Origin of the sequence: Salinicola halophyticus, from assembly GCF_003206695.1 — a bacterium.
Lineage (GTDB): Bacteria > Pseudomonadota > Gammaproteobacteria > Pseudomonadales > Halomonadaceae > Salinicola > Salinicola halophyticus.
This window is the reverse complement of record NZ_PZJN01000009.1, coordinates 22,304-48,072: the sequence shown is the minus strand read 5'-3', so window position 1 is coordinate 48,072 and position 25,769 is coordinate 22,304. Positions and strand designations below refer to the sequence as shown.

The window sequence follows — 25,769 nt, the reverse complement described above, 5'->3', positions numbered from 1 at the left end:
GACATTCTCATTGCAGGGAACGCCATGAAATTCCGTTATCTGTCGACGGCGCTATGTCTGGGCGTCGTCACGCCCGGCGCGGCGCTGGCGCAATCCGCCTCGACGCCCCCAGCCTCGGCGTCGAATTCCACGAGTTCGCAGGCACAAGCGCAGCCGGTGATCGAAGTCACCGCGCCCCGGCTTTCCCGCGAGCTTTACGCCACGCCGGCCGCCGTGTCGATCGTCGAGCGTGACGAGATCCAGCAGGGCCAACAGCGGGTTCGGCTGGATGAGTCGCTGGTCACGGTGCCCGGCGTGTTCCTGCAGAATCGCGACAACTTCGCCCAGGGCCAGCGCGTCTCCATTCGCGGCTTCGGCGCGCGGGCGCCGTTTGGGGTGCGCGGCATCACGGTGATCGTCGACGGAATTCCCTACACCCTGCCGGACGGGCAGGCGCAGCTCGACGCCATCGATCTCGACAGCGCCGAGCGCATCGAGGTGATTCGCGGGCCGGCGGCGGTGCAGTACGGCAACGCCGCCGGTGGCGTGATCAGCGTCACCACCGCCGATGGCAGCGACGATCCGGGCAGTCACATTCGCATGGAAGGCGGCAGTGACGGCTATCAGAAGTATGCTGTCAGCAACGGCGGCGTGAACGGCCCGTGGTCGCATCATGTTAGCGTCTCCGCGCTCAACGTCGACGGTTATCGCGATCACAGTTCGACCGAGAAATACCTGCTCAACGCCAAGCTGCGCCGCGAACTGGGCAGTGACCGGGCGCTGACGGCGATCGTCAATCTGCTCGACAACCCTCGTTCGGAAGATCCGGGCGGGCTGACCCGCGAACAGGTCCACGAAGATCGCGATCAGGCGGGCGCATTTACCGAGGAGTACGACACCGGCCAGAGCGTCGATCAGCAGGTGCTGGGGCTTCAGTACGAGGATCTGTCGGCGGGGCCGGGCGAGTTCTACCTCAAGGGGTTCTACCTCCAGCGCGATTTCGAGCAGCAGTTGCCCTACCCCGGCGATAGCCTGATCGACTACGACCGTGACTATTACGGCGGCAGTGCCGAATATCATCAGACGTTGAGCCTGGGCGACATGCCGCTGCGCTATGTGGCCGGCGTCGATCTGGCGCGCCAGGAAGACGATCGCGGTCGCCAGAACGTCGCCTTCAATGGCGACGTCACTGGCAAGGTCGCCGATGAAACCCAGACCGCCACGTCGGTGGGTACCTTTCTGCAGGGCGATCTCGATCTTACCGAGCGCTGGACGCTGTCGCTGGGCGGTCGTTACGACCGGGTCGATCTGGATATCGACGACGACTATCTCAGCGACGGCGACAACAGCGGCGACCGCGTATTCCACGAATGGAGCGGCTCGGCCGGGTTGAGCTACCGCTATCGTCGCAACCATCAGGTCTACGTCAATACCGGTACCGCCTACGAGACGCCGACCTTCTCCGAGTTCGCCAATCCGGCGGGTATCGGCGGCTTCAATCCGGATATCGAACCGCAGAAGTCCTGGAATCGCGAGATCGGCCTGCGCGGCAACTTCGACAACGGGCTCGACTACGACGTAGCGCTGTTTTCTGTCCGCGTCCGCGACGAGCTGGTGCCCTACGAGGGCGACGACGGCCGTACCTTCTACGACAACGCCGGGAATAGCGACCGGGACGGGCTCGAAGTCGCGCTGGGCTGGCAGTTCGATCCGAGCTGGCGAATCGACAGCGCCTTGACGCTGGCCAAGTACGAATTCGATAGCTACGACAACGAGGCGGACGACTACAGCGGCAATCGCATTCCCGGCCTGCCCGAGCAGACCTGGGTCAATCGCCTGACGTGGCAGGGGCTGGGACAGCGCTTTGCCAGCCTGGAAACCCAGTATGTCGGCGACATGGTGGCGGACAACGCCAACGAGGTGGATGTCGGCGACTACTGGCTGGTCAACCTGCGCGGCGGCGACGGCTGGCGCCTGGGTGGCGACACCGTGCTCAAGCTTTACGGCGGTGTTCGCAATTTGTTCGATGTCGAGCACTACGCCAATGTGCGTATCAACGCCAATAACGACCGCTACTTCGAGCCGGCACCGGGGCGAACGGTCTATGCTGGTATCGGCATCGACTTCTGACGCGGAGATTTGCGCGTCGAGGTTGGCAACACGAGAGCGGCGACCGAGTATCGCCGCCGTCCACTATGACTCGAGACACTCGAGTTGATACAACGATGATTCAAGGAACCGTTATGCGTGTTTTCATCCCGTTTGTCGGCGCTCTGGTCCTGCTGTCCCTGATCGGCGGCTGCACATTCAATCGCTACAACGATGGACAGCGCGAGGTCGAGCCCGGAGTGCCTCAAAATGGCCCCACCAGCAACCCGGCGGACGCCTCGCGCGGTCAGAATGGATCCGGCGAACTGCCGTAAACGCTTACCGTTTGCTCGCCGTCATACCGTTATACCGTCATAGCAGAAAGCCGCCCGTGGGCGGCTTTCTGCGTCATCAACCTGTGTGTCAGAAAAGTCCAGGTCAGGCCTGATAGTCACTCTCGGAGTAGAGCACGCGCAGACGCAGGGTGTGCTCCACCTGCTTGAGCGCTTCCAGCGCCTGCTTGCCGTAGGCCTTATCGACGTCGATGACGACGTAGCCGACCTTGTCGTTGGTCTGCAGGAACTGGCCGGCGATGTTGATGCCGTCTTCGGAGAGCACCCGGTTGATTTCGAACAGCACGCCGGGCACGTTCTCGTGAATGTGCAGCAGACGATGCTTGTCCGGGTGTGACGGCAGCGCCACTTCGGGGAAGTTGACTGAGGTGATGGTGGTGCCGTTGTCGGAGTAGGTCACCAGCTTCTCGGCGACTTCGATGCCAATGTTCTGCTGCGCTTCCAGCGTGGAGCCGCCGATGTGCGGAGTCAGGATCACGTTCTCGAGTCCGCGCAGCGGCGAGGTGAACTCTTCTTCGGCGCCCTTGGGCTCGACCGGGAACACGTCGATGGCCGCGCCCAGCAGCTTGCCGCTCTTGAGCGAATCGGCCAGCGCCTCGATATCCACCACCGAACCGCGGGAGGCGTTGATCAGGATGCCGCCCTGCTTCATCAGCGCGATCTGCTCAGCACCGATCATCCAGCGCGTGGAGGGCAGGTCCGGCACGTGGAGGCTGACCACGTCGGCCCGCGCCAGCAGCTCCTCGAGGCTTCCCACCTGACGCGCGTTACCCATCGCCAGCTTGGTCACCACGTCGTAGTAGAGCACGTCGAGGCCGAGCGATTCGGCGAGTACCGAGAGCTGGGCGCCAATGCTGCCGTAGCCGACGATCCCCAGTGTCTTGCCGCGAGTTTCATGCGAGTTCTTGGCGGACTTCAGCCAGCCGCCCTGGTGCGCGCGGGCGTTCTTCTCGGGAATGCCACGCAGCAGCATGATCGTCTCGGCCAACACCAGCTCGGCCACCGAACGCGTGTTGGAATAAGGCGCGTTGAACACCGGAATCGCACGCTTGAGCGCCGCATCGAGATCGACCTGATTGGTGCCGATGCAGAAGCAGCCGACGGCGGTCAGTTTCTCGGCCGCGGCGAAGACGCGTTCGGTGAGCTGGGTTCGGGAACGAATGCCGATGAAGTGCACGTCGCGGATCTTCTCGATCAGATCCTCTTCGGTGAGCGACGTGGAGAGCGTTTCGAAGTTGGTGTAACCCGCGTTCAACAACGTATCCACGGCGGACTGGTGGATGCCCTCGAGCAGGAGGATCTTGATCTTGCTCTTGTCCAGAGACGTCTTGGCCATTGGTGGATCAACCTTCTCATCGGCTTGTCGCGGCGGCAGCAAACGTGGCGGCGCGCTCATGGGAAAAGACCGGCAGGCGGGGCCTGGACGAGGCAGCAAGCCTCCGTCTCGGCGTCGCGAGCGGGCGCATAGAGTACCATAAGCGTCGCTCGACAGAATGAAAATGACGCGGCTTCAACGTGAGGCGAATGCATCCGAGGTGGCGCTTTGGCTCGTCATGCTGGCGTGAAAACGACGACGCGAAAACGCCCCCGCAAGCGGAGGCGTTGAGCCGTCTTCCAGGATGCGGTTCAGGGCGTCAGCACGATCTTGCGGCAGTCGTCCTGCTTGTCATCGAACATCCGATAGCCGTCGGCAGCCTGATCCAGCGTCATGCGATGGCTGATGATCGTCTCGGGTTTGAGCGTGCCCTGCTCGATGGCTTCGAGCAGTTTGGGCAGGTAATGGTGGACGTGGGTCTGGCCGCCTTTCATGGTCAGCCCCTTGTCGAAGAAATCGCCGATCAGAAAACCGTCGACGGCACCGGCGTAGACGCCGGGGATGCTGATATTGCCGCCACGGCGCACGGCCGCCAGACACTGATGCAGGGCGATATCACTGCTTTCGACTTCGAAGTTGCCCATCGCCGGCAGTTTGCCGCCATGCCCCTTGGCTTCGTAGCCCACCGCATCGATCACCGCATCCACGCCACGATGGCCGTCGGTCATCTGGATGATCGCCTCGGCGACATCGTCGACCTGATCGAAATTGAGCGTCTCGACACCGTAGGCCTGCTTGGCGAAGTCGAGCCGGTAGCCCTGGTTGTCGACCATGATGATGCGTTCGGCGCCTTCCATCCTGGCGCAGGCGGCCGACAGCAGCCCCACCGGGCCGGCACCGAAAATGGCAACACTCGACCCCCGCGTGACGCCGGCGTTCAGCACCGCCTGATAGCCGGTGGGCAGGATGTCGGACAGGAATAGCACCTGTTCGTCGTCGAGCCCGTCGGCAATGGCAAACGCCCCGGTATTGGCCTGCGGCACGCGCACGTACTCGGCCTGCCCACCGGGAACGCCGCCGTACATATGCGAGAAACCAAACAGCGCCGCCGGTGCGGGAATCGATTTCTTGTTGAGCGCGCCGCCGTCATCGGGATTGGTGGTCTCGCAGGCGGCATAAAGCGCGTGCTGGCAGAAGAAGCAGCTGCCGCAGGCAATCACGAAGGGTACGACGACTCGATCGCCTTTCTTGACGCTGGTGACCGCAGAGCCGGCTTCCTCGACGACGCCCATGAATTCGTGGCCAAAGATATCGCCGGGTTCGGTGGCCGGCATCGCGCCCCGATACAGGTGCAGGTCGGAACCACAGATGGCCGTGGCGGTGACGCGCAGGACGATATCGTCGTCCTGTTCGATCGTCGGTTCGGGTACGTTGTCGACGCGAACGTCGCGGCTGCCATGATAGACCAGTGCTTTCATGATGATGCTCCTTGCGGTGACATTGGCTCCCTGATGACCCGGTGAGCGGATCGCGATGGCTCAAGACCAGTGGTTTCAAGGCTGGGTGATTCAAGGCTGGGTATTTAAAGGTCGTACAGCTCAAGGCTAGAAGCCATGGCCAGGTTTTCCAGTTGCCATCTATTGAAACTGCGCCGATTGGTCGGAAAAATGCCGTTAAAAGCGCGCAAGTTGATTCATGTTAAGAGTTCTGCGGTTTGTGGGCCAAGCGCTTGCAGTGGCCTGCCAACAGTGAGGCTTTTTCATGGCGACACGACGGCCGGATTTGCCGCCAAGGGCAGACGACCCCCCCCGGCGGCGGTGTATACTGGACGTTATTTCCGAACCGGCGCGACGAGGTTGACGCTCGCGCCTCGAAGAACGCTCCGGCCCCGTAGGGATGCCGCCGAGCGCTGACATGAGAGTCCCATGCCCGACAAGATGGCCGAACAGGACGTTACGCAGAGCGGTTCCACGGACGTTTCCCAGGACGTTGCCAAGGACTTTGCCGCGACGCTGGATCAACTCGAAACGCTGGTGGCCCGGCTCGAATCCGGCGAGTTGACGCTGGAGGCGTCGCTGACTGCATTCGAGCGCGGTATCCGGCTGACGCGGGATGCCCAGCAGCGTCTCGACAGCGCCGAGCTCAAGGTGCAGGCGCTGCTCGAGCAGGGTGACGGAACGCTGCAGGCCTCGCCGTTTGACGCTCAGGCGCCGAACGATGAGCGTTGAGACGCCGCGCGCCGAGGGGGCGATCGAGGCCGTGCGCTCGCGCAGCGAGCATGTGCTGGCCGGCTGGCTGAACCGCCAGGATGGCGCCTGCGCCGCCCTCGACGATGCCATCGGCTACAGCGTGCTGGGAACCGGCAAGCGTCTGCGCCCGGTACTGGTCTATCTTGCCGGGCGGGCGTTGGGCGCCGAGGACGATGCCCTGGATGCCCCGGCGGCGGCGATCGAGATGATCCACGCCTATTCGCTGGTCCATGACGACCTGCCGGCCATGGACGACGACGATCTGCGTCGCGGCCGGCCCACGGTGCACCGCGCGTTCGACGAGCCGCTGGCGATTCTGGCCGGGGACGCGCTGCAGACGCTGGCATTCGAAGCGCTGGCTTCCCGGCCGCACCCGCGTCTGGGGGCGATGGTGACCACGCTCGCCCGAGCGGCCGGCCGCGATGGCATGGCGGCCGGGCAGGCGATCGACCTGGGCGCCGTCGGCGCGCCAATGGATCTCGCGGCGCTGCAGGCGATGCATCAGCACAAGACAGGCGCGTTGATCCGCGCCTCGGTGCGCCTCGGTGCGTTGGTCGCGGTCGACGAATCCGACCCACGGGTCGCGGCGCTGGATCGTTTCGCTTCGGCCATGGGGCTGGCTTTCCAGATTCACGACGACGTGCTCGATGTCACCGGCGATACCCAGACGCTGGGCAAGACTTCCGGTGCCGACGCCCGTCGCGACAAACCTACCTATCCCGCCCTGCTCGGCGTCGCGCAGGCGCAGAGCCGCGCTCGCGAGCTGCTCGACGATGCGCTCGCGTCGCTCGAGCCGCTGGGCGAGGCCGGCCAGCCATTGGCGGCGCTGGCTCGATTCATGATCGATCGCGATCACTGACCGGTAATGACATGTCTATGAAGCTGTTCGACGAGATTCCCACCCAGCGACCGCTGACACCGCTGCTCGATACGCTCGAGTCACCCGAGGGATTGCGCGGCATGTCGCTGGCGCAACAGCGTCAGGTCGCCGACGAGCTGCGCGCCTATCTGCTCTACAGCGTGGGCTGCAGCGGCGGCCATTTCGGCGCCGGTCTTGGCGTGATCGAATTGACCGTGGCGCTGCATCGCGCGCTGGAAACGCCCCACGACCGCCTGGTCTGGGACGTCGGCCACCAGGCCTATCCCCACAAGATTCTGACCGGTCGGCGCGAGACGCTGGCGAGCATTCGTCAGTACGGCGGCCTGGCCGCGTTTCCGCGGCGTTTGGAATCGCCCTTCGACACGTTCGGCGTGGGCCATTCGAGCACCTCGATCTCGGCGGCGCTGGGCATGGCCCTGAGTGCTCGAGCCAAGGGCGAAAAACGTCGGGTCTGCGCGGTGATCGGCGACGGCGCGTTGACGGCGGGCATGGCGTTCGAGGCGCTGGCGCATGCCGGCCACGTCAACGCCAATCTGCTGGTGGTGCTCAACGACAACGAGATGTCGATCTCGGAGAACGTCGGCGGGATGGCAAGCTACCTGACCCGGATTCTGACCAGCAAGCCGTATGCCGCCATGCGCGAGAACGGCAAGCGAGTGCTGTCGCATCTGCCCGGGGCGCTGGAATTCGCCCGCCGCACCGAAGAGCACGTCAAGGGCATGATCAGCCCGGCAACCCTGTTCGAGGAGATGGGGTTCAACTATCTCGGGCCGATCGATGGTCATGATCTTGGCGCGCTGAATCAGGCGCTGGAAGCGGTGCGCGATCTCGACGGCCCGCAGTTTCTCCACGTTCGGACCCGCAAGGGGCGTGGCTTTCGCCCGGCAGAGGCCGATCCGATCGGCTTTCACGCGATCACCAAGCTGGAAAAGACGCCGCCTGCGCCACCTGAGATGGGTTCGACTACTCCGCCCACGAGCCAAGTCGACAAGACGCCAGCACCGGCTTTCAAACCACGCAAGTACTGCAACGTGTTCGGTGACTGGCTGTGCGACATGGCGGCCGAGGATCCACGGCTGATCGGAATCACGCCGGCGATGGGCGAGGGCTCCGATCTGATTCGCTTCTCGCAGATCTATCCCGAGCGCTATTTTGATGTGGCGATCGCCGAGCAGCACGCGGTGACGCTGGCGGCCGGCATGGCCTGCGAGGCGATGAAGCCGGTGGTGGCGATCTATTCGACCTTCCTGCAGCGCGGCTACGATCAGTTGATTCATGACGTTGCCGTGCAGCATCTCGATGTGACCTTCGCCATCGATCGTGCCGGACTGGTGGGAGAGGATGGCCCGACGCACCACGGCGCGCTGGATCTCTCCTTTCTGCGCTGCGTGCCGGGCATGATCATTCTGGCCCCGGCGGACGAAGCCGAATGCCGGGCGATGCTTTCCACCGCCTACCATCACGATGGCCCTGCCGCCGTGCGCTACCCACGCGGTACCGGCCCGGGAAGCGATATTCCTCGGACCCTCGAGGCGCGAGTGCCCATCGGTAAGGCCGAGCGGCGTCGTGAAGCGACGGCAGAACAGGCCCCGCGCGTGGCATTATTGGCCTTTGGCAGCCTGAATACGCCGGCGGAGGACGTTGCCGAACGTCTGGATGCCACGCATCTCAATATGCGTTCGGTGAAACCGCTGGATCGCGAGGCTATTCTGGCGGCGGCTGAAGCCCACGATCTGCTGGTCACGCTCGAGGAGAACGTGGTCGCTGGCGGTGCCGGCAGCGCGGTCAACGAGCTGCTGGCGGCCGAGGGAATCCAGGTTCAGGTACTCAACCTGGGAATTCCCGACGCCTTCGTCGAACATGGCAAACCGGCCGAACTACTGCGCGATTGCGGTCTGGATGCCGATGGCATCGAAGCGGCCATTCGCATCCGACTCAACACCAACAACGACTGATAGGATTTTCATGTCAATTGCGATTCTGATCGGCGCCGTCATCGGCTATCTCTTCGGCAAGTTGCCGGGACTCTTGATCGGTGCTGCCATCGGCTGGTGGGTCAGCCGCAAGCTGCGCAGCTCGCTGCTGGGGCGCGTCGTCAATATCCAGCATCAGTTCCTCGAATCGACCTTCGCGGTGATGGGCTGCGTGTGCAAGGTCGACGGCCACATCACCCAGGATGAAATTCGCACGGCGGAAATGCTGTTCGATCGGCTCAATTTGAGCGGCGAGATGCGCGAGCGTGCAAAAGCCGCGTTCAATCGCGGCAAGGAGCCCGAATTCGATCTCGATGCCGAGGTGGCCAAGATCCGCCAGGTTGCCGGGAGCCAGCGTGCCCTGCTGCAGGTATTCCTGCAGGTGCAGCTGGCGGCCATCGCCGCCGACGGCGAGATGCATCCTGCCGAACACGAGATGCTGTTGCGGGTGGCGCGAGGGCTCGGCTTCTCCGAGGCCGAAATTCAGCAGATCGAGGCGATGCTTCGTGGCGGGGCTCATCAGGGAGCCGGCGGCGCGAGCAGCGGCCAGTCGCTGGAAGACGCCTATCGCGTGCTGGGGCTCTCCGAGGAGGCAACGGACGCCGAGCTCAAGCGCGCCTATCGCAAGCTGATGAGCGAGAATCACCCCGACAAGCTGGCCGGCAAGGGGCTTCCCGAAAGCATGCGCGAAATGGCCAAGGAGCGAACCAGCGAGATCAGCAATGCCTACGACCTGATCAAGAAGACGCGGGAGCAGCGCGCGGGCTGAGTCCCGACGGTATCGGTCGCTATTGTCTCGTGGCAGCTAACACGCTTAGATAGAGATCCGAACGCCGTGACTGCCGCGACAAGGACGTGACTGGATGCCCGCGAAGGCCGATCTCTACCGTACCGCCGCCCGCATGCTGGGCACGATCGACAAGAGTGGTTGGGTATTGCGCTATCGCTACGGCGATCGACGCCTGCTCGAGGACGTCGTGCTGCCCGCGCTGGATCAGGATTCTGCGGTCGAGAGTGTTCTACTCGTGGGGTGCGCGTGGTACACGCGACACTACCCCCAACTGCTGCCCCGCAAGCGCGTCACGACCATGGAGATCGATCCGGCCAAGGCGGCGTTCGGTGGGGATCCGCATCTCGTCGCCAACATGGCCGACATTGCCGATCACGTCGCGGCGGAAAGCCTCGATGCCGTGATCTGCAACGGCGTGCTGGGGTGGGGGCTCGACGAGCCCGATGCGGTGGAAGCGGCCTTCGCCGGCGCGACGGCCTGCCTCAAACCCGGCGGCGTTTTCCTGTTGGGCTGGAACGATATTCCTCCACGCAACGGCTGTCCCCCGGATACGATCGCCGCGCTCGACGGGTTGGAACTCGCCGATATCCCCGGCCTGACGACCCACTCCCTGATCGCTCTCGAGCGTAACCGACACTGCTACCAGGCCTACCGCAAGCCGCAGGGTGGCTGATCAGTCTGTTTGATCAGCCAGTCTTGACCCCCATCCAGAACACCGACCAGATGCCTTCGAATCGGCGCTCCAGTTCGTGTCTTTCGTACATGAACGTCTCCGAGAGCAGGCCATCGACAACGCAATAGAACGCGGCAATGAAGTGGTCGTCGGCCAACGTCGAGCGTAGTGCGCCGACTCGGTGGCCCTCCTGCACGAATTCGACGAGACGCCGATCGATCCGGGATTCGCCCTTTGCGGTGATGGCCTCGGTTTCGGCGATGAGGTCCAGCGGGGGAAACAGCAGGAAGCGCTTGTAGAACACGCCCTGGTGCTCGCGGTAGGCAAACGTGGCGCACTGCTGCAGCAGATGGCGCAGCCGTTGCTCGAACGGCGCCTCTGCCATGTCCGCGAGACTGGCATCGATCAGTGCGATCATGTCGTTGTCGGCGTCGCGGGACAGTTCCAGAAACAGCGCCGCCTTGCTGTCGAAATGGTTGTAGATCGACGGCTTCTTGATGCTGGCGGCCGTCGCGATCTGGGCGAGCGTCGTCCCCTCGTAGCCATGGCGAGCGAACAACGAGAGGCCGATCTGTTTGAGGCGGTCACGGGTGTTCAAAGGTCGTCTTCCGGTGAGTCTGGAGAGCCGTAGCTTGCCGAGTTCTGTGGGGATGAGTAAACTAACGACCGTTAGTTAGTCTCATTTCCAGCAGACGGTCAAGCCATGATTCAACCCCAATGGATGATTCTCCCGCTCGCCGGTCTGGCCGAGGTCGGCTGGGCCAGCGGGCTCAAGCATGCCGACTCGGTCCCGACCTGGGCAATGACCGTGGCGCTGGCGGTCGTCAGCCTGTGGCTGGCTTCGATTGCCGTGCGCACCATGCCGACCAGTACCGTTTATACGGTATTCGTCGGCCTGGGTGCCGTGGGTACGGCCATTGCCGACTGGCTGTTCTTTGGCGTCGCCTTTCACTGGCCGGTGCTGGCGTTCATCGTTCTGCTCCTGGTCGGCGTGATCGGGCTACAGCAGGTGAACGACTGATGGACGTCACGACACTTCACTGGCTGGCACTGCTCGCTTCCGGCGGTTTCGAGATCGTCGGCGTCGCCGGGTTCGACCGGCTCAATCGGGGGCAGCGCTTGCCGGGTCTGGTGCTACTGATCATCGGCTTCGGTAGTTCGCTGGGACTGCTGTCCATCGCCATGCGCTCGATCGACATGGGCGTGGCCTACGCCATCTTCACCGGCATCGGCACGCTCGGCAGTACGCTGATGGGCATGCTGCTGTGGGGCGAATCGCGACGGCCGCTACGGCTCGCTTTCGTGGGGATGATCGTCGCGGCGGTGGTGGGGTTGAAGCTGGCGAGCTGACCAGCGAGACACCGGCGAGCCGCGATGGCTGGCTCTATCGGCCAGAGGCGCCTACGCTGACAGCTTCTTTGCCACTGCCTGATCAGGAGCCTCTTCATGCATCCGATCGTCCATACGATCATCGTCGGGATCATCAGTTATCTGGTTCTGATTGCCATCATTCGCCTGTCCGGCAAGCGCACGCTGTCGAAGTGGAACGCTTTCGACTTCGTGGTCACCATCGCGCTGGGTTCGACGCTGTCGACGGCACTGGTCTCGACGCAGGTCTCGCTGGCGCAGAGCATCACGGCGTTCCTGGTCATCGTGCTGCTGCAGTTCGCCATCACTTTCTCCTCGGTGCGCTCGCGCGAGGTCAAGAATCTGGTCAAGTCACAGCCGACATTGCTGCTCTATGACGGTCAGTATCGCCACGAGACTCTGCGCCGCGAACGCGTGGTCGAAGCCGAGGTCATGGCCGCCATTCGGGAGAACGGCATCGCCGATGTCGAGAGCGTGCACGCCGTGGTGCTGGAGACCGATGGCACCTTTAGCGTCATTCCTCAGGCCGGTAGCAGCGATTCGGCACTGTTCGGTGTCGCGGGGCTCCCGGCGCGCTCGAAAGCGGCATCGGCATCGACAGCCGCTCAGCCTGGCGCTAGCGACTAGCGTCAGCTCGTCTCGTGGGCTGAAGGGAGTGCATCTTCCGCGTCCAGAAAACCGCCGGACTGGCGACGCCATAGCCTTGCATAGAGGCCGTTTTGGCGAATCAGTTCGGCGTGGCTGCCCGCTTCGACGATGCGGCCGCGCTCCATGACCACCAGTCGATCCATGGCGGCGATGGTGGAGAGGCGATGGGCGATGGCGATCACCGTCTTGCCCTCCATCAACCGGTCCAGATTCTCCTGGATCGCGGCCTCGACGTCGGAGTCGAGCGCCGACGTCGCCTCGTCGAGAATCAGGATCGGCGCATCCTTCAACATCACGCGGGCGATGGCCAGGCGCTGACGCTGGCCGCCGGAGAGCTTGACGCCGCGCTCCCCCACGTGGGCATCGAAGCCTCCCTGGCCCTCGGCGTCGTGGAGCGATTCGATGAAATCCGCCACGTGAGCCTGCTCGGCCGCCTGCCACGCCATCTCATCCGTGGCGTCGGGACGACCGTAGCGAAGGTTGTCGCGCACCGAGCGGTGCAGCAGCGAGGTGTCCTGGGTGACCATGCCGATCTGCGCGCGCAGGCTCTCCTGCGTCACCTCGGCGATATCCTGCCCGTCGATCCGAATCGCCCCACCTTCCAGGTCGTAGAATCGCAGCAGCAGATTGACCAGGGTCGACTTGCCTGCGCCCGACGGCCCGATCAGGCCGATCTTCTCGCCGGGACGGATCGTCAGCGAGAGATCGTCGATGACGCCGCCGCCCTTGCCGTAGTGAAAGCGGATGCGGTCGAAGGCGATTTCGCCGCGGCCGATGGCGAGTGGTTCGGCGTCGGGTTCGTCCTCGATCCGGCGCGGCAGTGACAGCGTCGCCATGCCGTCCTGCACCGTGCCGATGTTCTCGAACAGCGCCGAGACCTCCCACATTATCCACTGCGACATGCCCCACAGCCGCATCACCAGCCCCAGCGCCACGGCGACCGCACCGACGCTGACAGCCTCGCTCAACCAGAGGTTGAGCGAGAGCCAGCCGACGCTGAACACCAGCAGCGCGTTGAGCAGATAGAGCAGGCCGTACAGCCCCGTCACGAGCCGCATCTGGCGGTGCACGGTCACCAGGAAACCGCTCATGCTCTCCTTGGCGAAGGCGGCTTCCCGCTGGGCATGGGAGAACAGCTTGACGGTCTGAATGTTGCTGTAGCTGTCGACGATGCTGCCGGTCATGCGCGAGCGGGCATCGGCCTGGGCCTGAGAGACACGCCCCATGATCGGCACGAAGATGCGCAGCAGCAGGATGTAGCCGGCAAGCCACACCACCAGGGGAACGGCCAGACGCCAATCGGCACTGCCCACCAGAATCAGCGTGCCGATGAAATAGACGCTGACGTAGTTGAGCACGTCGAACAGCTTGATCACGCACTCGCGGACCGCCAGCGAGGTCTGCATCACCTTGGTGGCGATGCGTCCGGCGAACTCGTCCTGATAGAAGTGCATCGATTGCCGCAGCAGGTAGCGATGGGCCATCCAGCGAATTCGCATGGGGAAGTTGCCCATCAGCGTTTGCTGGCTGAACAGCGAGTGCAGCCAGACCAGGCTGGGCAGCAGGACCAGCACGATCAAGGCCATGCCGGTCAGTTTCCAGCCCTGGTCGGCGAGAAAGGTCTCGCGATCCTGGCCCGCCAGCCAATCGACGATGTTGCCGAGGAAGCCGAACATCCACACTTCGATACCGGCGATCAGCGCCATCAGCACCGTCGCCGCCATCAGGTATGGCCAGGCGCCGCGGGTGTAGTGCAGGCAGAAGGCAATCAACGTGTCCGGCGGGCGCTGCGGTTCCTGCGGCGGGAAGGGATCGAGACGGTTTTCGAACCAGCGAAACATGGCAATCCTTGAGGGTAATAGCGACGGACTGGCGCCCGCTCATCGAACGACGCGGCCAGTCGTAACGATCCTGAGACTCGTTACCGAGCCCAGTGTCGTTATCGATCATAGTGTTCGTGGGAACTTTGGCAATCCGCGGATCGAACTTACGGCCTCGAGATCGTCGTCACGCCTTGAATGGCAGAACGGCCGTGTAGATGGCCAGGAAATGACAGACGCTGCCGCCGATCACGAACAGATGCCAGATCGCGTGATGGAAGGGAATCGCGCGGATGGCGTAGAAGATCACGCCGACGGTGTAGGTGATGCCGCCGGCGACCAGCAGCGCGATGCCGCGATCGGAGAGACGATCAGCCAGGTCGCCGGAGGCGATCACGATCAGCCAGCCCATGATCAGATAGATGAACACCCGCAGTACGCTGAATCGATGCGGCCACGCCAGCCGCAGGGCGATGCCGCCGAGCGCCAGGCTCCAAATGACAGCGAACAGTGCCCAGCCGGTCGGGCCGCGCAGGTTGACCAGCAGAAACGGCGTGTAGGTGCCGGCGATCAGCAGATAGATCGCGCAGTGATCGAAGGTCTGGAACAGGCGCTTCAGGTGTGGGCTGCGGAAACCGTGATAGAGCGTCGAGGCGGTATAGAGCAGCAGCAGGCAACTGCCGTAGAGCGAGACGCTGACGATCTTCCACGGATCGACATGGGCGGCGATGCTGGCCAGTACGATCAGTACGGTCATGCCGACCAGACTCAGCGCCGCGCCGATGCCATGGCTGATACTGTGCAGCCACTCTTCGAGCCGCGAGAACTCGGCTTCCGGCTGGCTCACGGTGGCTCGAGCGGCTTCCGGCGCGGCTGACTGATTCGATGGGGTGTGTGACATGGTTTCGAACCCCCTCCGCGCTCACGTGGGTATGCATCGATCGGTATGCATCGGTTGGTATGCATCGGTTGGTATGCATCGGTCGTCGGCGATCCGGGCGGCAGGGTTCGGAAGTTGTCGGGCTGGGCGATGCGCTCGGCATTCACTCTGTCGATGCATGATGACGATGATATGACGTCGACAGAAGTCTGCAAACGCTCCGGCAGTGCGAGAGACGAGAAAAATCAGGCGTCGCGTTCGATGTCCACGTCGCTGGCGGGGGTGAAATCGTCCAGATCCATCATGTGATTGAGCTTGCCGACCTTGGTGGTCAGGTAGTGCTCGTTGAACGGATTGCGGCCGGTGGTGATCGGCAGGCGCTCGTGGATCTCCACGCCGTCGCCCGCCAGCGCTTCGACCTTGCGCGGATTGTTGGTCATCAGGCGCAGCGACTGGATGCCCAGATGCTCGAGCATCGGCACGCAGATATCGTAGCGGCGCTGATCGGCGCCGAATCCCAGCCGCTCGTTGGCTTCGACCGTGTCGGCGCCGTCGTCCTGCAGCGCGTAGGCACGGATCTTGTTGAGCAGGCCGATGCCCCGGCCTTCCTGACGCAGATAGAGCAGGGCGCCGCGGCCTTCGTCGGCGATCCGCTTGAGCGCTTCCTGCAGTTGATAGCCGCAGTCGCAGCGCATCGAGAACAGCGCGTCCCCGGTCAGGCACTCCGAATGCACGCGGGCGAGAACCGGCTCCGGCGTGGTGACGTCGCCAAGCGTCAGCACGACGTGTTCCTTGCCGGTCGCTTCTTCCTGGAAACCGTGCAGCATGAACGTCGCCCAGGGCGTGGGTAGTTGCGATGCGGCAATGAAGCGGATCGTCACGATGACCTCGCGATATGAGGGGCATTCGGATGCTCGAACGTCAGATGCTTGACCGAAAACGCCGACAATTAAAGGGCCGGCATTATAACAGGCCTGCCGGTCGATCCGTTACAATGCGGACAAATCTCGACATCCGAAGGCCGTTATGACCTCTGATCACGATCGCCAGCCCCAGGCGCTGCAAAACGACCGCCTGCTGCGGGCGCTGGCTCGCCAACCGGTCGACCGCACGCCGGTCTGGATGATGCGCCAGGCCGGCCGCTATCTGCCGGAGTACCGTCAGACCCGAGCCCATGCCGGCAGCTTCATGGATCTGTGTCGCAACGCCGAACTGGCCTGTGAAGTGACGATGCAACCGCTCGAGCGCTACCCGCTGGACGCGGCGATCCTGTTCTCGGACATCCTGACCATTCCGGATGCCATGGGGCTCGGGCTCTACTTCGAGACCGGCGAAGGGCCCAAGTTTCGCAAGACGGTGCGCACCGCCGCCGATGTGGCCGCACTGTCCGCTCCCGACGCCGAGCGCGATCTCGGTTACGTGATGAATGCCGTCAGCACGATCCGCCGCGAACTCAATGGGCGCGTGCCGCTGATCGGTTTCTCCGGCAGCCCGTGGACGCTGGCGACCTATATGGTCGAAGGCGGCTCGAGCAAGGATTTTCGCCATCTCAAGGCGATGCTCTACGGCGATCCGGAAACGCTTCATGCGCTGCTGGGCATTCTGGCGACCGCGGTCACGGACTATCTCAACGCCCAGATTCGCGCCGGCGCTCAGGTGGTGCAGATCTTCGATACCTGGGGTGGTGCGCTGTCGACGCCGGCCTATCGTGAGTTCTCGCTGGCCTACATGCAGCGCATCGTCAGCGGTCTGATCCGCGAACATGGCGGCCGTCGCGTGCCGGTGATCCTGTTCACCAAGAACGGCGGGCAGTGGCTCGAGTCGATCGCCGACAGTGGCTGTGACGCGGTAGGGCTGGACTGGACCACCGAGCTGAGCGACGCCCGACGTCGCGTCGGTGACCGTGTCGCGCTACAGGGCAATCTCGATCCCAACGTGCTGTTCGCGCCGCCGTCGCGGATTCGCGAGGAAGTGGCGCGGATCCTCGAGAGCTTCGGGCCGGGCGAAGGCCACGTGTTCAACCTAGGCCACGGCATCAGCCAGTTCACCGATCCCGATCACGTGACAGCATTCATGGATGCGTTGCATGAGCTCAGTCCCGCCTATCACCGGTGAGTCTATGGGCAACGAACCCGGCGCCAGAGAACCGGTCGGCGAAGGATTCGGCGACGGCCTGCTACTGTTCGACGCCGACTGCCCGTTCTGCCGACGTTCGGTGCGCTGGCTGCTGGCGCACGAGCGCCGTGACAGCCAGCTGCGCATCGTCGGGCTGAAAAGTGCGGTCTCCCGCCGACTCGGCGAGCATTTTCAGATCGACTTCCCGAGCTCCGACAGCATCTGGTACGTCGCCGAGGGCGGGCTCAGCCGCAACAGCGATGCCGCCTGGCGCCTCGCCACCCGGATGGCGGGGCCCTGGCGGCATATCAGCGCGCTACGCCAGGTGCCGCGGCCGCTGCGCGAAAGGACTTATCGGTTCATTGGCGATCATCGCCACCGGTTGGCATTCGCTGGCGCCGAGCGTCTCGAGGGTCACGAGCGCTGGCTCGAATCGCTGACGCCCGACTTTTGCCGACGCTGCGGGCTGCCGCCCGAAATCGGCGACCAGGGCTGACCCAGGCGGAAATGGGAATGGCAACCGAGACAGCGACCAGGAGCCGACGAAGATGCGCATGAGCCGGTGGCAGACATGAGCCGGTGGCAGAAAGGATGCGCCCTGGCGACGCTGATCTGGATGGCGGGCATCGCCTGGGGCAGCTTGAGCCCGGCCACCGACCTGCCGCAGCACCTGCCGTGGGACAAGTTCAACCACTTCATCGCTTACGCCGTCCTGGCCGTGGGTCTGCGGCTCAGCGGAAGCCGCTGGCGAGTCGCCTGGGTCGTGGCGATCGCTTTCAGTATCGCTATCGAAACCCTGCAGCTCTGGGCGCCGGGCCGCCACGGCGGCGACTGGGGCGATATTCTCGCCAATGCGATCGGCGCGAGCGTGGGTCTGCTGGGGCTGTCACTGGCCGGAATCATGAATCGGCGGCGTTAGCGATCCGGCTTTAGCGATCCAATCGACGCTAACGCTCCAACAATAGTCGAAGAGACCGTTCTCTTGCTGTCCGGCGGCTTTGTGTCGCCGGGCGTCAACCGAGTGCACCATTTTGGTGCTTTTGTTTCTTTTAAGCACTGTTTTGCAACAAATTGTTCTTTATTCGATGAGCCGGGAGACGGTCAGAAGCCGCGGGGTCAACCATCCGCAGCGCTAGAGTAGCGTTGAAACAGGGTTTTACTGCCTGGAGCGCGAAAGTGGAACGAACTTTGCTAATTTCATCTGGGCATGTCTCGACATGCACTCAAAATGATAACGCGAGGGAGTTGATTCCATATGCGCCACAAGAATAAAAGCCTGATTGTACTGCCAGCCGCCATGCTAGCCGCGGCCGCCGTCACTTCCGTTCAGGCAGCCACGCTGGATGATGTCAAAAGCAGCGGCGAGTTCACCTGCGGCGTCAGCACCGGGCTGACCGGCTTCTCGTCACCCGACGAGAACGGCAAGTGGACCGGGATCGACGTCGAAGTCTGCCGTGCCGTTGCCGCCGCCGTGCTGGGCGATCCGGAAAAGGTCGTGTTCTCCCCGTTGACCGCCAAGGAGCGTTTCACCGCGCTGCAGTCCGGCGAAGTCGACGTGCTGTCGCGCAACACCACCTGGACCGCCACTCGCGACAACTCGCTGGGTCTGAACTTCGCCGGCGTCAACTTCTATGACGGTCAGGGCTTCCTGGTCCGCAAGGATCTGGGCGTCAAGAGTGCCACTGAACTGGGCGGTGCCTCGGTCTGCGTGCAGTCCGGTACCACCACCGAGCTCAACCTGGCCGACTACTTCAAGTCTCACGACATGCAGTTCCAGCAGGTCGCGTTCGATACGTCCGATCAGTCGGCCCAAGGGTTCGACAGCGGCCGGTGTGACGTGCTGACTTCCGACTCCTCGCAGCTGGCGGCGTTGCGCCTGCAGCTGGCCGACCCCAAAGGCGTCGAGATCCTCCCGGAGCGTATCTCCAAGGAGCCGCTGGGCCCGGTCGTGCGTCAGGGCGACGATCAGTGGTTCAACATCGTCAAGTGGACGCTGTTCGCCATGCTCGACGCCGAAGAGCTGGGCGTAACCAGCGACAATGTCGACGAGATGCGCGACAACCCGCCGAACCCCGACGTCGCGCGTCTGCTGGGCAAGGATGGCGCGTTTGGCGACCAGATGGGCATCAGCAACGACTGGGCCTACAACATCGTCAAGATGGTCGGCAACTATGGTGAAGTCTTCGAGCGTACCGTCGGCATGGACTCGCCGATGGAACTCGAGCGCGGTATCAACGCGCTGTGGACCGATGGCGGCATCCAGTACGCCCCGCCGGTTCGCTAAGCGTTAAACCGTCGTCTCGACACCGCGTCCCTTCGGTCTGAGCGCCGGGGCGCGGTGCCTCTCAACGCTCGAGTAGAGACAACTCATGCTGCGTCCATCCACTACCCTACCGCGACGGGGGCGGGGCCCCTTGTGGCGAAATCCTGCCATCCGCGCCCTGATCGTCCAGGCCGTGCTGTTTCTGGTTCTGGCGGTTTTCATCGGTTATCTGGTTCACAACACGCTGCTCAACCTCGAAGCCCGCGGTATCCATACCGGTTTCGGCTTTCTGGAAGGGCGGGCCGGTTTCGCGATCCCGCAGACGCTGGTCGAGTACACCAGCGACAGCACCTACGGCAAGACGTTCGTCATCGGGCTGCTCAATACGCTGCTGGTGTCGGCGCTGGGCATCGTGGCCGCCACCATCATCGGTTTCGTGGTCGGCATCGCTCGGCTGTCGCCCAACTGGTTGTTGGCTCGCCTGGCGACGATCTACGTCGAGACTTTCCGCAACATCCCGCTGCTGGTCCAGATCCTGTTCTGGTACTACGCCGTGCTGCGGGCGCTGCCATCGCCGCGACAGAGTCTGTCGCTGTTCGATGTCTTCTTCTTCAACGTCCGCGGCATGGTGATGCCCGATCCGCAGCCGCTGAACGGTTTCGCCGCCACGCCATGGGCGCTCGCCCTCGCGGTCGTCGGTGCGATCCTGTTCGGACTGTTCGCCAAACGGCGTCAGGCCAGCACCGGTCAGGCGCTGCCGGTCTACTGGATCGGCGCGGCTCTCATCATCGGCGTGCCGCTGATAGTGTTCCTCGCCACGGGCTCGCCGCTCGAATGGGTCGTGCCGAAACTGACCGGTTTCAACTTCCGTGGCGGCATCAATATCCTGCCGGAGCTGTTGGCGCTGTGGCTGGCACTGTCGATCTACACGGCGGCTTTCATCGCCGAGATCGTACGTTCGGGCATTCTGTCGGTCTCGCATGGGCAGACGGAAGCGGCGCGCTCGCTGAGCCTGCCGGAGGCCATCACCCTGCGCAAGATCGTCATTCCGCAGGCGATGCGCGTGATCATTCCGCAGATGACCAGCCAGTATCTCAACCTGATCAAGAACTCATCGCTCGCCACCGCCATTGGCTACCCGGATCTGGTCGCCGTATTTGCCGGCACCACGCTCAATCAGACGGGGCAGGCGATCGAGATCATCGCCATGACCATGGCGGTCTATCTGGTCATCAGTCTGACGGTGTCGTTCCTGATGAACCTCTATAACGCGCGCACGCTGCTGAAGGAGCGTTGACATGACGACTGACTCTACCTTCCGCACGGAAATGATCGAAGCGCGTGAAGCGCCGAACCAGAGCCGTGGCGTGATCGGCTGGTTTCGGGCCAATCTGTTCAATGGGCCGATCAACAGCATCGTGTCGGTCGTGGTGATTTATCTGATCGCCCGCCTGGTCTGGCCCTTTCTCGAATGGGCGGTGATCGATGCCGACTGGATCGGCACCACGCGCGACGCCTGTACCGGTGACGGCGCCTGCTGGGTCTTCATTTCCGCCCGTTTCGAATCCATCATCTACGGCTTCTATCCCGAAGCGGCGCGCTGGCGGGTCGATATCGTCTTCGCGCTGCTGGCGATTCTGGTCGCCTGGCTGGCGATCCCCGGCACCCCGCGCAAGAAGTGGGTCGCGCTGTTCACCCTGATCGTTTTTCCGATCATTGCCTACTTCCTGCTGGTGGGCGGTTCGTTCGGCCTCGAATACGTGCCGACCCGGGCCTGGGGCGGATTGATGCTGACCCTGACGATCGCGGTAGTGGGTATCGTGGGGTCGCTGCCGCTGGGGATCATCCTGGCACTGGGACGGCGCTCGAAGATGCCCTTCGTCAAGGGGATCTGCGTGATCTTCATCGAGTTCTGGCGCGGCGTGCCGTTGATCACGGTGTTGTTCATGGCCTCGGTGATGCTGCCGCTGTTCGTGCCGGGCAATCTGGACTTCGACAAGCTGCTGCGCGCGCTGATCGGCATCATGTTCTTCTGGAGCGCCTACATGGCGGAGGTCATCCGCAGCGGCCTACAGGCGATCGGCAAGGGTCAGAACGAGGCCGGGCAGGCGCTGGGGTTGAGCTACTGGCATCGAACCGGCCTGATCATCCTGCCGCAGGCACTGAAAATGGTCATTCCGGGCATCGTCAATACCTTCATCTCGCTGTTCAAGGATACCTCGCTGGTGCTGATCATCGGCCTGTTCGACCTGCTGGCGATCATTCGCGCCGGGCTGACCGACTCGAACTGGCTGGGCTTCTCCACCGAGGGCTACGTGTTCGCGGCCGCCGTGTTCTGGGTCTTCTGTTTCAGCATGTCCCGCTACAGCCAGTACATCGAGCGCCGTCTGAATACCGGCCATAAACGGTGAGTGCGATGAGCGACTCCGCACCCATGACCTCACAGAACAAGATTGTCATCAGGAAATCATTGCCATGAGCGAAGCAACAGCGTCTCGAACTACCGCGCCCGGCAGCGACGGCCCGATGATCGAGATCGATCATCTCAATAAGTGGTACGGCAGCTTCCATGTGCTGCGCGATATCAACCTGAACGTGGCCAAGGGCGAGCGCATCGTCATCTGCGGCCCTTCGGGGTCGGGTAAATCGACGATGATTCGCTGCATCAATCATCTGGAAGAGCACCAGCAGGGCTCGATCGTGGTCAATGGCGTGCCGATGACCAACGACGTCAAGCGGATCGAGCAGATCCGCCGCAACGTCGGCATGGTCTTTCAGCACTTCAACCTGTTTCCGCATCTGACCGTGCTGGAAAACTGCTGCCTGTCCCAGATCTGGGTGCAGAAGAAGCCGAGAGCCGAGGCGGAAAAGACCGCCATGGAGTATCTCGAGCGCGTCCAGATCGCCGATCAGGCGCTGAAGTATCCCGGCCAGCTCTCGGGCGGCCAGCAGCAACGGGTGGCGATCGCCCGGGCGCTCTGCATGCGTCCCGAGGTGATGCTGTTCGACGAACCGACGTCGGCCCTCGATCCGGAAATGATCAAGGAGGTGCTCGACGTCATGATCGAACTGGCCCACGAAGGCATGACCATGCTCTGCGTCACCCACGAGATGGGCTTTGCCAAGACCGTCGCCGACCGGGTGATCTTCATGGATCAGGGCCAGATCATTGAAGAGGCGCCGCCGACCGAGTTCTTCAACAATCCGCGCTCGGAACGCACCCAGCTGTTCCTCAGCCAGATTCTCGGGCATTGAAATAGTCATTGAGGGCAGCGACATATGGGTATCGAGAAACTCTTCGTCAATGGCGCACCGCAGCCGATCGCGCCGTTCTCCCACGCCTGCAAGGTCGGCGATCTCGTCTTCATCACGGGTCAGATGCCGACCGTGCCGGAAACCAACGAGATGCTGCTGGGGACGTTCACCGAACAGACTCACCGGGTGATGCAGAACCTGGCGATCGTGCTGGATGCCGTCGGCAGCAGCTTCGAGCATGTCGTCCAGAGCCGGGTTTTCATCACCAACATGGGACATTTCGAAGAGGTGAACGGCGTCTACGCCAGCTACTTCCAGAACCCGTTACCCACGCGCACCTGCATCGGTGTCACCGGCCTGGCCGGTGGCGCCGATGTCGAGGTGGACATGATTGCCTGGATACCGCCTGCCGCCTGATAGGCGGCTGTCCACGTTTCGACGACGCCCCGCTCTTCAGCGGGGCGTCGTCGTTTCCGAGCCTGAGGGAAGGCAACAGATGAAAGGAGCGAAGAAAAGGGAACGGGGGGAGGAAAGAGAGGAGGGAAGGGAGCGTCGGGAAGGTTGAGCGCCGGACGAATCTCTACCACGCTAGAAAGCGTACGATCCACGGACCAGGAGAATCGATCATGGACAAGACCTTAGTCGTCGTCGCCGACGCGGCACGCGCCCGAATCTTCGCACGAGCGGCGAAATCGTTGCAGGAGATCGAGACGCTGACGCACCCGGAGTCCCAGCTGCATACGGGAGACCTGCGGACGGGGGGCGAGGGTTCGGCCACCTCCGGGGCTAGCCAGCGCCAGACCGGCAACGACAATGCCACTTCCGAGAAGCAGGCGATGGCTTTCGCCAAGGAAGTCGCCGGCTACCTGCGCGACGCGCGAACCCAGGGCAAGGCCGACAACTTCGTGCTGATCGCCGCGCCTCAGTTTCTGGGTCAGCTGCGTGAAAAGCTCGACAAGCCGACCCTCGATTGCGTGACCCAGACGCTCGACAAGGATCTCTCGAAGGCCAGCGAAGACGAGATCGCCGCCAAGCTCGATTGATTCCGCTAGCCGGCGGTCCTTCTTTCAGGGGACCGTCGGCAGCTCGATCTCATCGCTACGTTGAATGCCGGCAGTCATCTCCCGGCACAGCCGTAGAAATTCTCGCATTCCGGTGGTCAGGTACTTCTGGCGGTGCCAGATGAAGGCGAACCGGCGCGTCAGATCCAGCTCGGGCGTGGCGATCGGCACCAGACTGCCGCGGCGAAAGGCGTCTCTCAGTGCCAGCCGCGAGACGCAGCCGATGCCGAGGCCAGATTCCACCGCCCGTTTGATCCCTTCGGTATGTTCCAGCTCCAGCAGGATGTTGAAGCGGCCCCGCCGGTGGCGCATGGCGTGCTCCAGCGTCCGGCGTGTCCCGGAACCCACCTCGCGCATGATCCAGGCCTCACGAAGTAGCCGTTCGACATCGGCGCTGCCCTCGCTCGCCAGCGGGTGGCGTGGCGAGCAGAACACGGTGAGGTCGTCTTCGATCCACGGTTGAATGACGATATCGTCATGCTGGCAGTCGCCTTCGATCAGCCCCAGATCCAACTCGTGCAAGGCGATACGCTCGACGATGGACGCGGTGTTGCGGACCTGAAGCCTGACCCGGCTTTCGGGGTAGCGTTGCATGAAGTCGCTGATCAGTAGCGTCGCCAGATAGTTGCCGATGGTCAGCGTGGCGCCCACTTCCAGTGAGCCGATGCCGGATTGACCCTGCAGCAGCTCCTCGATCTCTTCGCCCCGATCCAGCAACGCCACCGCCTTGGGTAGCAGCTGAAAACCCAGCGCATTCAACTTGAGACGCTTGCCAAGCCGATCCAGCAGCTGGCAATCGAACTGCTTTTCGAGCTCCGACAGAGCGGTGCTCGTTGCCGACTGCGACATCGACAGCGTCTCGGCGGCGCGAGACACGCTCTGCTGCTGAGCGATGGCCACGAACACCTCGAGCTGACGCAGGGTATAGCGCATGCCGGCATCCTTTATCGGTTCTGTGGATATAGGTTATCCAAATAATCCACTTAACAGAATACCGCGTTTTTCTTATAGTTCGACCATCTACTCGGCATCTCGGTTATGCCTTTTCGCTATTATCGTTCGTCGTTATCGCAAGGACCCGATCATGAGCAAGTTTGCGTTGGAAGAGGTGTTGAGCGTTCATCACTGGAACGACACGCTGTTCAGTTTCCGCACCACACGCGAGCGCAGCCTGCGTTTCAAGAACGGGCAGTTCGTCATGATCGGCCTGGAAGTGGACAGCAAGCCGCTGGTGCGCGCCTACTCGGTCGCCAGCCCCAATTACGAAGATCATCTCGAGTTCTTCAGCATCAAGGTGCCGGACGGCCCGCTGACATCGCGTCTGCAGCACCTGAAGGTCGGCGACCAGATCATGGTCAGCCGCAAGCCGACGGGTACGCTGGTCTGTGACGATCTGCTGCCGGGCCGCAACCTGTACATGCTCTCCACCGGTACCGGTCTGGCGCCCTTCATGAGTCTGATCCAGGATCCCGAAGTCTACGAGCGCTACGAGAAAGTCGTGCTGATTCACGGCGTACGCTCGGTCAGCGAGCTGGCCTACGCCGACTTTATCTCCAGGGAGCTGCCGGCGCACGAGTACCTGGGCGACGAGATCCGCGAGAAGCTGGTCTACTACCCGACGGTGACGCGCGAGGAGTTCCACACCATGGGGCGTCTGACCGATCACATTCGCAGTGGCAAACTGTTCGAGGACACCGGCCTGCCGCCGCTGGACCCGAAACAGGATCGGGCGATGATCTGCGGCAGCCCGGCGATGCTCGAGGAGACCAGCGGCCTGCTCGACGAGCTGGGCTTCGCCATTTCGCCGCGGATGGGCGAGCCGGGTGACTACGTCATCGAGCGCGCCTTTGTTGAAAAGTAAGGTCGAGAAGTAACCTAGTCACGAGCTACGAGCTACGAGCTACGAGCTACGAGCTACGAGCTACGAGCTACGAGCTACGAGCTACGAGCTACGAGCTACGAGCAAAATCAAAAATCGGTTTCGAGTTCCGAACGAAAGATGCCAGCGACGATATCGTCGCTGGCATCTTCTCGTTCAAGGGCAACATTTTGCGGCTCG

At 62.9% G+C, this 25,769-nt stretch carries 27 protein-coding genes; 20 read left to right on the top strand and 7 right to left on the bottom strand.

From position 1 onward, the window contains the following. The first annotated feature begins 24 nt into the window (after window positions 1-24). Together DOM58_RS14185 and DOM58_RS14180 are read left to right on the top strand one after the other, a co-directional pair. Window positions 25-2,109, top strand: a complete 2,085-nt coding sequence (locus DOM58_RS14185) for a TonB-dependent receptor family protein (RefSeq protein ID WP_110693391.1) — start codon at window positions 25-27, stop codon at window positions 2,107-2,109. A 113-nt stretch (window positions 2,110-2,222) separates the two neighbouring features. Next, on the top strand, window positions 2,223-2,402 hold the full coding sequence (locus DOM58_RS14180) for a hypothetical protein (protein ID WP_110693390.1): 180 nt from the start codon (window positions 2,223-2,225) through the stop codon (window positions 2,400-2,402). Between the two features lie 103 nt (window positions 2,403-2,505). Here the strand turns inward: DOM58_RS14180 and serA are convergent, their stop codons facing one another. After that, window positions 2,506-3,756 carry a phosphoglycerate dehydrogenase gene (gene serA, locus DOM58_RS14175; RefSeq protein WP_110693389.1) on the bottom strand — a complete coding sequence of 417 codons (1,251 nt, stop codon included), beginning with the start codon at window positions 3,754-3,756 and terminating at the stop codon, window positions 2,506-2,508. A gap of 290 nt (window positions 3,757-4,046) precedes the next feature. Beyond that, window positions 4,047-5,213 carry a zinc-dependent alcohol dehydrogenase gene (locus tag DOM58_RS14170; protein ID WP_110693388.1) on the bottom strand — a complete coding sequence of 389 codons (1,167 nt, stop codon included), beginning with the start codon at window positions 5,211-5,213 and terminating at the stop codon, window positions 4,047-4,049. Between the two features lie 459 nt (window positions 5,214-5,672). Here DOM58_RS14170 and DOM58_RS14165 point away from each other — a divergent pair, with 459 nt between their 5' ends. The 5 genes from DOM58_RS14165 to DOM58_RS14145 all read left to right on the top strand — a co-directional run bounded on the left by DOM58_RS14165 (window position 5,673) and on the right by DOM58_RS14145 (window position 10,300). After that, window positions 5,673-5,963 carry an exodeoxyribonuclease VII small subunit gene (locus DOM58_RS14165; protein WP_110693692.1) on the top strand — a complete coding sequence of 97 codons (291 nt, stop codon included), beginning with the start codon at window positions 5,673-5,675 and terminating at the stop codon, window positions 5,961-5,963. Next, the gene (locus tag DOM58_RS14160; protein WP_110693387.1) at window positions 5,953-6,843 is read left to right on the top strand and encodes a farnesyl diphosphate synthase; all 891 of its coding nucleotides are present in this window, start codon (window positions 5,953-5,955) and stop codon (window positions 6,841-6,843) included. Before DOM58_RS14165 ends, DOM58_RS14160 begins: the two co-directional genes overlap by 11 nt. A 17-nt stretch (window positions 6,844-6,860) precedes the next feature. Continuing rightward, a complete protein-coding gene (gene dxs, locus DOM58_RS14155) occupies window positions 6,861-8,819 on the top strand; it encodes a 1-deoxy-D-xylulose-5-phosphate synthase (protein ID WP_188113827.1) in 1,959 nt (652 codons plus the stop codon). Between the two features lie 10 nt (window positions 8,820-8,829). Then, entirely contained in the window at window positions 8,830-9,606 is a 777-nt protein-coding gene (gene djlA, locus DOM58_RS14150; protein ID WP_075560909.1) for a co-chaperone DjlA, read from the top strand. A 94-nt stretch (window positions 9,607-9,700) separates the two neighbouring features. After that, a complete protein-coding gene (locus tag DOM58_RS14145; RefSeq protein WP_075560908.1) occupies window positions 9,701-10,300 on the top strand; it encodes a methyltransferase domain-containing protein in 600 nt (199 codons plus the stop codon). A 13-nt stretch (window positions 10,301-10,313) separates the two neighbouring features. On the opposite strand, the gene DOM58_RS14140 is transcribed toward DOM58_RS14145, so the two are convergent. Then, window positions 10,314-10,898 (bottom strand): TetR/AcrR family transcriptional regulator, encoded by a 585-nt coding sequence (locus tag DOM58_RS14140; RefSeq protein WP_075560907.1) that lies wholly within the window; start codon window positions 10,896-10,898, stop codon window positions 10,314-10,316. A 105-nt stretch (window positions 10,899-11,003) separates the two neighbouring features. Between DOM58_RS14140 and DOM58_RS14135 the strand changes: the two genes are divergently transcribed. The 3 genes from DOM58_RS14135 to DOM58_RS14125 all read left to right on the top strand — a co-directional run bounded on the left by DOM58_RS14135 (window position 11,004) and on the right by DOM58_RS14125 (window position 12,295). After that, window positions 11,004-11,321: a DMT family transporter gene (locus tag DOM58_RS14135; RefSeq protein WP_223162189.1), complete on the top strand. Its 318-nt coding sequence runs from the start codon at window positions 11,004-11,006 to the stop codon at window positions 11,319-11,321. After that, window positions 11,321-11,650 carry a DMT family transporter gene (locus tag DOM58_RS14130; protein WP_110693385.1) on the top strand — a complete coding sequence of 110 codons (330 nt, stop codon included), beginning with the start codon at window positions 11,321-11,323 and terminating at the stop codon, window positions 11,648-11,650. The genes DOM58_RS14135 and DOM58_RS14130 overlap by 1 nt, the downstream gene beginning before the upstream one ends. A 96-nt stretch (window positions 11,651-11,746) precedes the next feature. After that, complete coding sequence (locus DOM58_RS14125; RefSeq protein ID WP_110693384.1) at window positions 11,747-12,295, top strand: DUF421 domain-containing protein; 549 nt, start codon at window positions 11,747-11,749, stop codon at window positions 12,293-12,295. 2 nt (window positions 12,296-12,297) lie between these two features. Here DOM58_RS14125 and DOM58_RS14120 read toward each other — a convergent pair whose 3' ends face one another. The 3 genes from DOM58_RS14120 to ribA all read right to left on the bottom strand — a co-directional run bounded on the left by DOM58_RS14120 (window position 12,298) and on the right by ribA (window position 15,897). Next, window positions 12,298-14,157, bottom strand: a complete 1,860-nt coding sequence (locus DOM58_RS14120) for an ABC transporter ATP-binding protein (RefSeq protein ID WP_110693383.1) — start codon at window positions 14,155-14,157, stop codon at window positions 12,298-12,300. A gap of 166 nt (window positions 14,158-14,323) precedes the next feature. Continuing rightward, window positions 14,324-15,037: a PAQR family membrane homeostasis protein TrhA gene (trhA, locus tag DOM58_RS14115; RefSeq protein ID WP_110693382.1), complete on the bottom strand. Its 714-nt coding sequence runs from the start codon at window positions 15,035-15,037 to the stop codon at window positions 14,324-14,326. 224 nt (window positions 15,038-15,261) lie between these two features. After that, on the bottom strand, window positions 15,262-15,897 hold the full coding sequence (gene ribA / locus DOM58_RS14110) for a GTP cyclohydrolase II (protein WP_075560901.1): 636 nt from the start codon (window positions 15,895-15,897) through the stop codon (window positions 15,262-15,264). A 145-nt stretch (window positions 15,898-16,042) separates the two neighbouring features. On the opposite strand from ribA, the gene hemE reads away from it, so the two are divergent. The 9 genes from hemE (at window position 16,043) to DOM58_RS14065 (ending at window position 23,692) form a co-directional block, all read left to right on the top strand. Next, window positions 16,043-17,131 carry a uroporphyrinogen decarboxylase gene (gene hemE, locus DOM58_RS14105; RefSeq protein WP_110693381.1) on the top strand — a complete coding sequence of 363 codons (1,089 nt, stop codon included), beginning with the start codon at window positions 16,043-16,045 and terminating at the stop codon, window positions 17,129-17,131. Continuing rightward, the gene (locus tag DOM58_RS14100; protein WP_157957555.1) at window positions 17,103-17,627 is read left to right on the top strand and encodes a thiol-disulfide oxidoreductase DCC family protein; all 525 of its coding nucleotides are present in this window, start codon (window positions 17,103-17,105) and stop codon (window positions 17,625-17,627) included. The genes hemE and DOM58_RS14100 overlap by 29 nt, the downstream gene beginning before the upstream one ends. A 75-nt stretch (window positions 17,628-17,702) precedes the next feature. Continuing rightward, window positions 17,703-18,050, top strand: coding sequence for a VanZ family protein (locus DOM58_RS14095; RefSeq protein ID WP_110693379.1), 348 nt, complete (start codon window positions 17,703-17,705; stop codon window positions 18,048-18,050). Between the two features lie 336 nt (window positions 18,051-18,386). Further along, the gene (locus DOM58_RS14090) at window positions 18,387-19,415 is read left to right on the top strand and encodes an amino acid ABC transporter substrate-binding protein (protein ID WP_075560897.1); all 1,029 of its coding nucleotides are present in this window, start codon (window positions 18,387-18,389) and stop codon (window positions 19,413-19,415) included. A gap of 85 nt (window positions 19,416-19,500) precedes the next feature. Continuing rightward, on the top strand, window positions 19,501-20,691 hold the full coding sequence (locus DOM58_RS14085) for an amino acid ABC transporter permease (protein WP_110693378.1): 1,191 nt from the start codon (window positions 19,501-19,503) through the stop codon (window positions 20,689-20,691). A 1-nt stretch (window position 20,692) separates the two neighbouring features. Continuing rightward, on the top strand, window positions 20,693-21,805 hold the full coding sequence (locus DOM58_RS14080; protein ID WP_083627635.1) for an amino acid ABC transporter permease: 1,113 nt from the start codon (window positions 20,693-20,695) through the stop codon (window positions 21,803-21,805). Window positions 21,806-21,869: 64 nt separating this feature from the next. Then, the gene (locus tag DOM58_RS14075; RefSeq protein WP_280951143.1) at window positions 21,870-22,649 is read left to right on the top strand and encodes an amino acid ABC transporter ATP-binding protein; all 780 of its coding nucleotides are present in this window, start codon (window positions 21,870-21,872) and stop codon (window positions 22,647-22,649) included. Window positions 22,650-22,673: 24 nt separating this feature from the next. After that, on the top strand, window positions 22,674-23,066 hold the full coding sequence (locus DOM58_RS14070) for a RidA family protein (protein WP_245392282.1): 393 nt from the start codon (window positions 22,674-22,676) through the stop codon (window positions 23,064-23,066). Between the two features lie 209 nt (window positions 23,067-23,275). After that, window positions 23,276-23,692: a baeRF12 domain-containing protein gene (locus DOM58_RS14065; RefSeq protein WP_110693377.1), complete on the top strand. Its 417-nt coding sequence runs from the start codon at window positions 23,276-23,278 to the stop codon at window positions 23,690-23,692. A 24-nt stretch (window positions 23,693-23,716) separates the two neighbouring features. Here the strand turns inward: DOM58_RS14065 and DOM58_RS14060 are convergent, their stop codons facing one another. Further along, window positions 23,717-24,643 carry a LysR family transcriptional regulator gene (locus DOM58_RS14060; RefSeq protein ID WP_075560893.1) on the bottom strand — a complete coding sequence of 309 codons (927 nt, stop codon included), beginning with the start codon at window positions 24,641-24,643 and terminating at the stop codon, window positions 23,717-23,719. A 151-nt stretch (window positions 24,644-24,794) separates the two neighbouring features. Here DOM58_RS14060 and DOM58_RS14055 point away from each other — a divergent pair, with 151 nt between their 5' ends. Next, window positions 24,795-25,571, top strand: coding sequence for a ferredoxin--NADP reductase (locus DOM58_RS14055; RefSeq protein WP_110693376.1), 777 nt, complete (start codon window positions 24,795-24,797; stop codon window positions 25,569-25,571). Window positions 25,572-25,769: the final 198 nt, after the last annotated feature.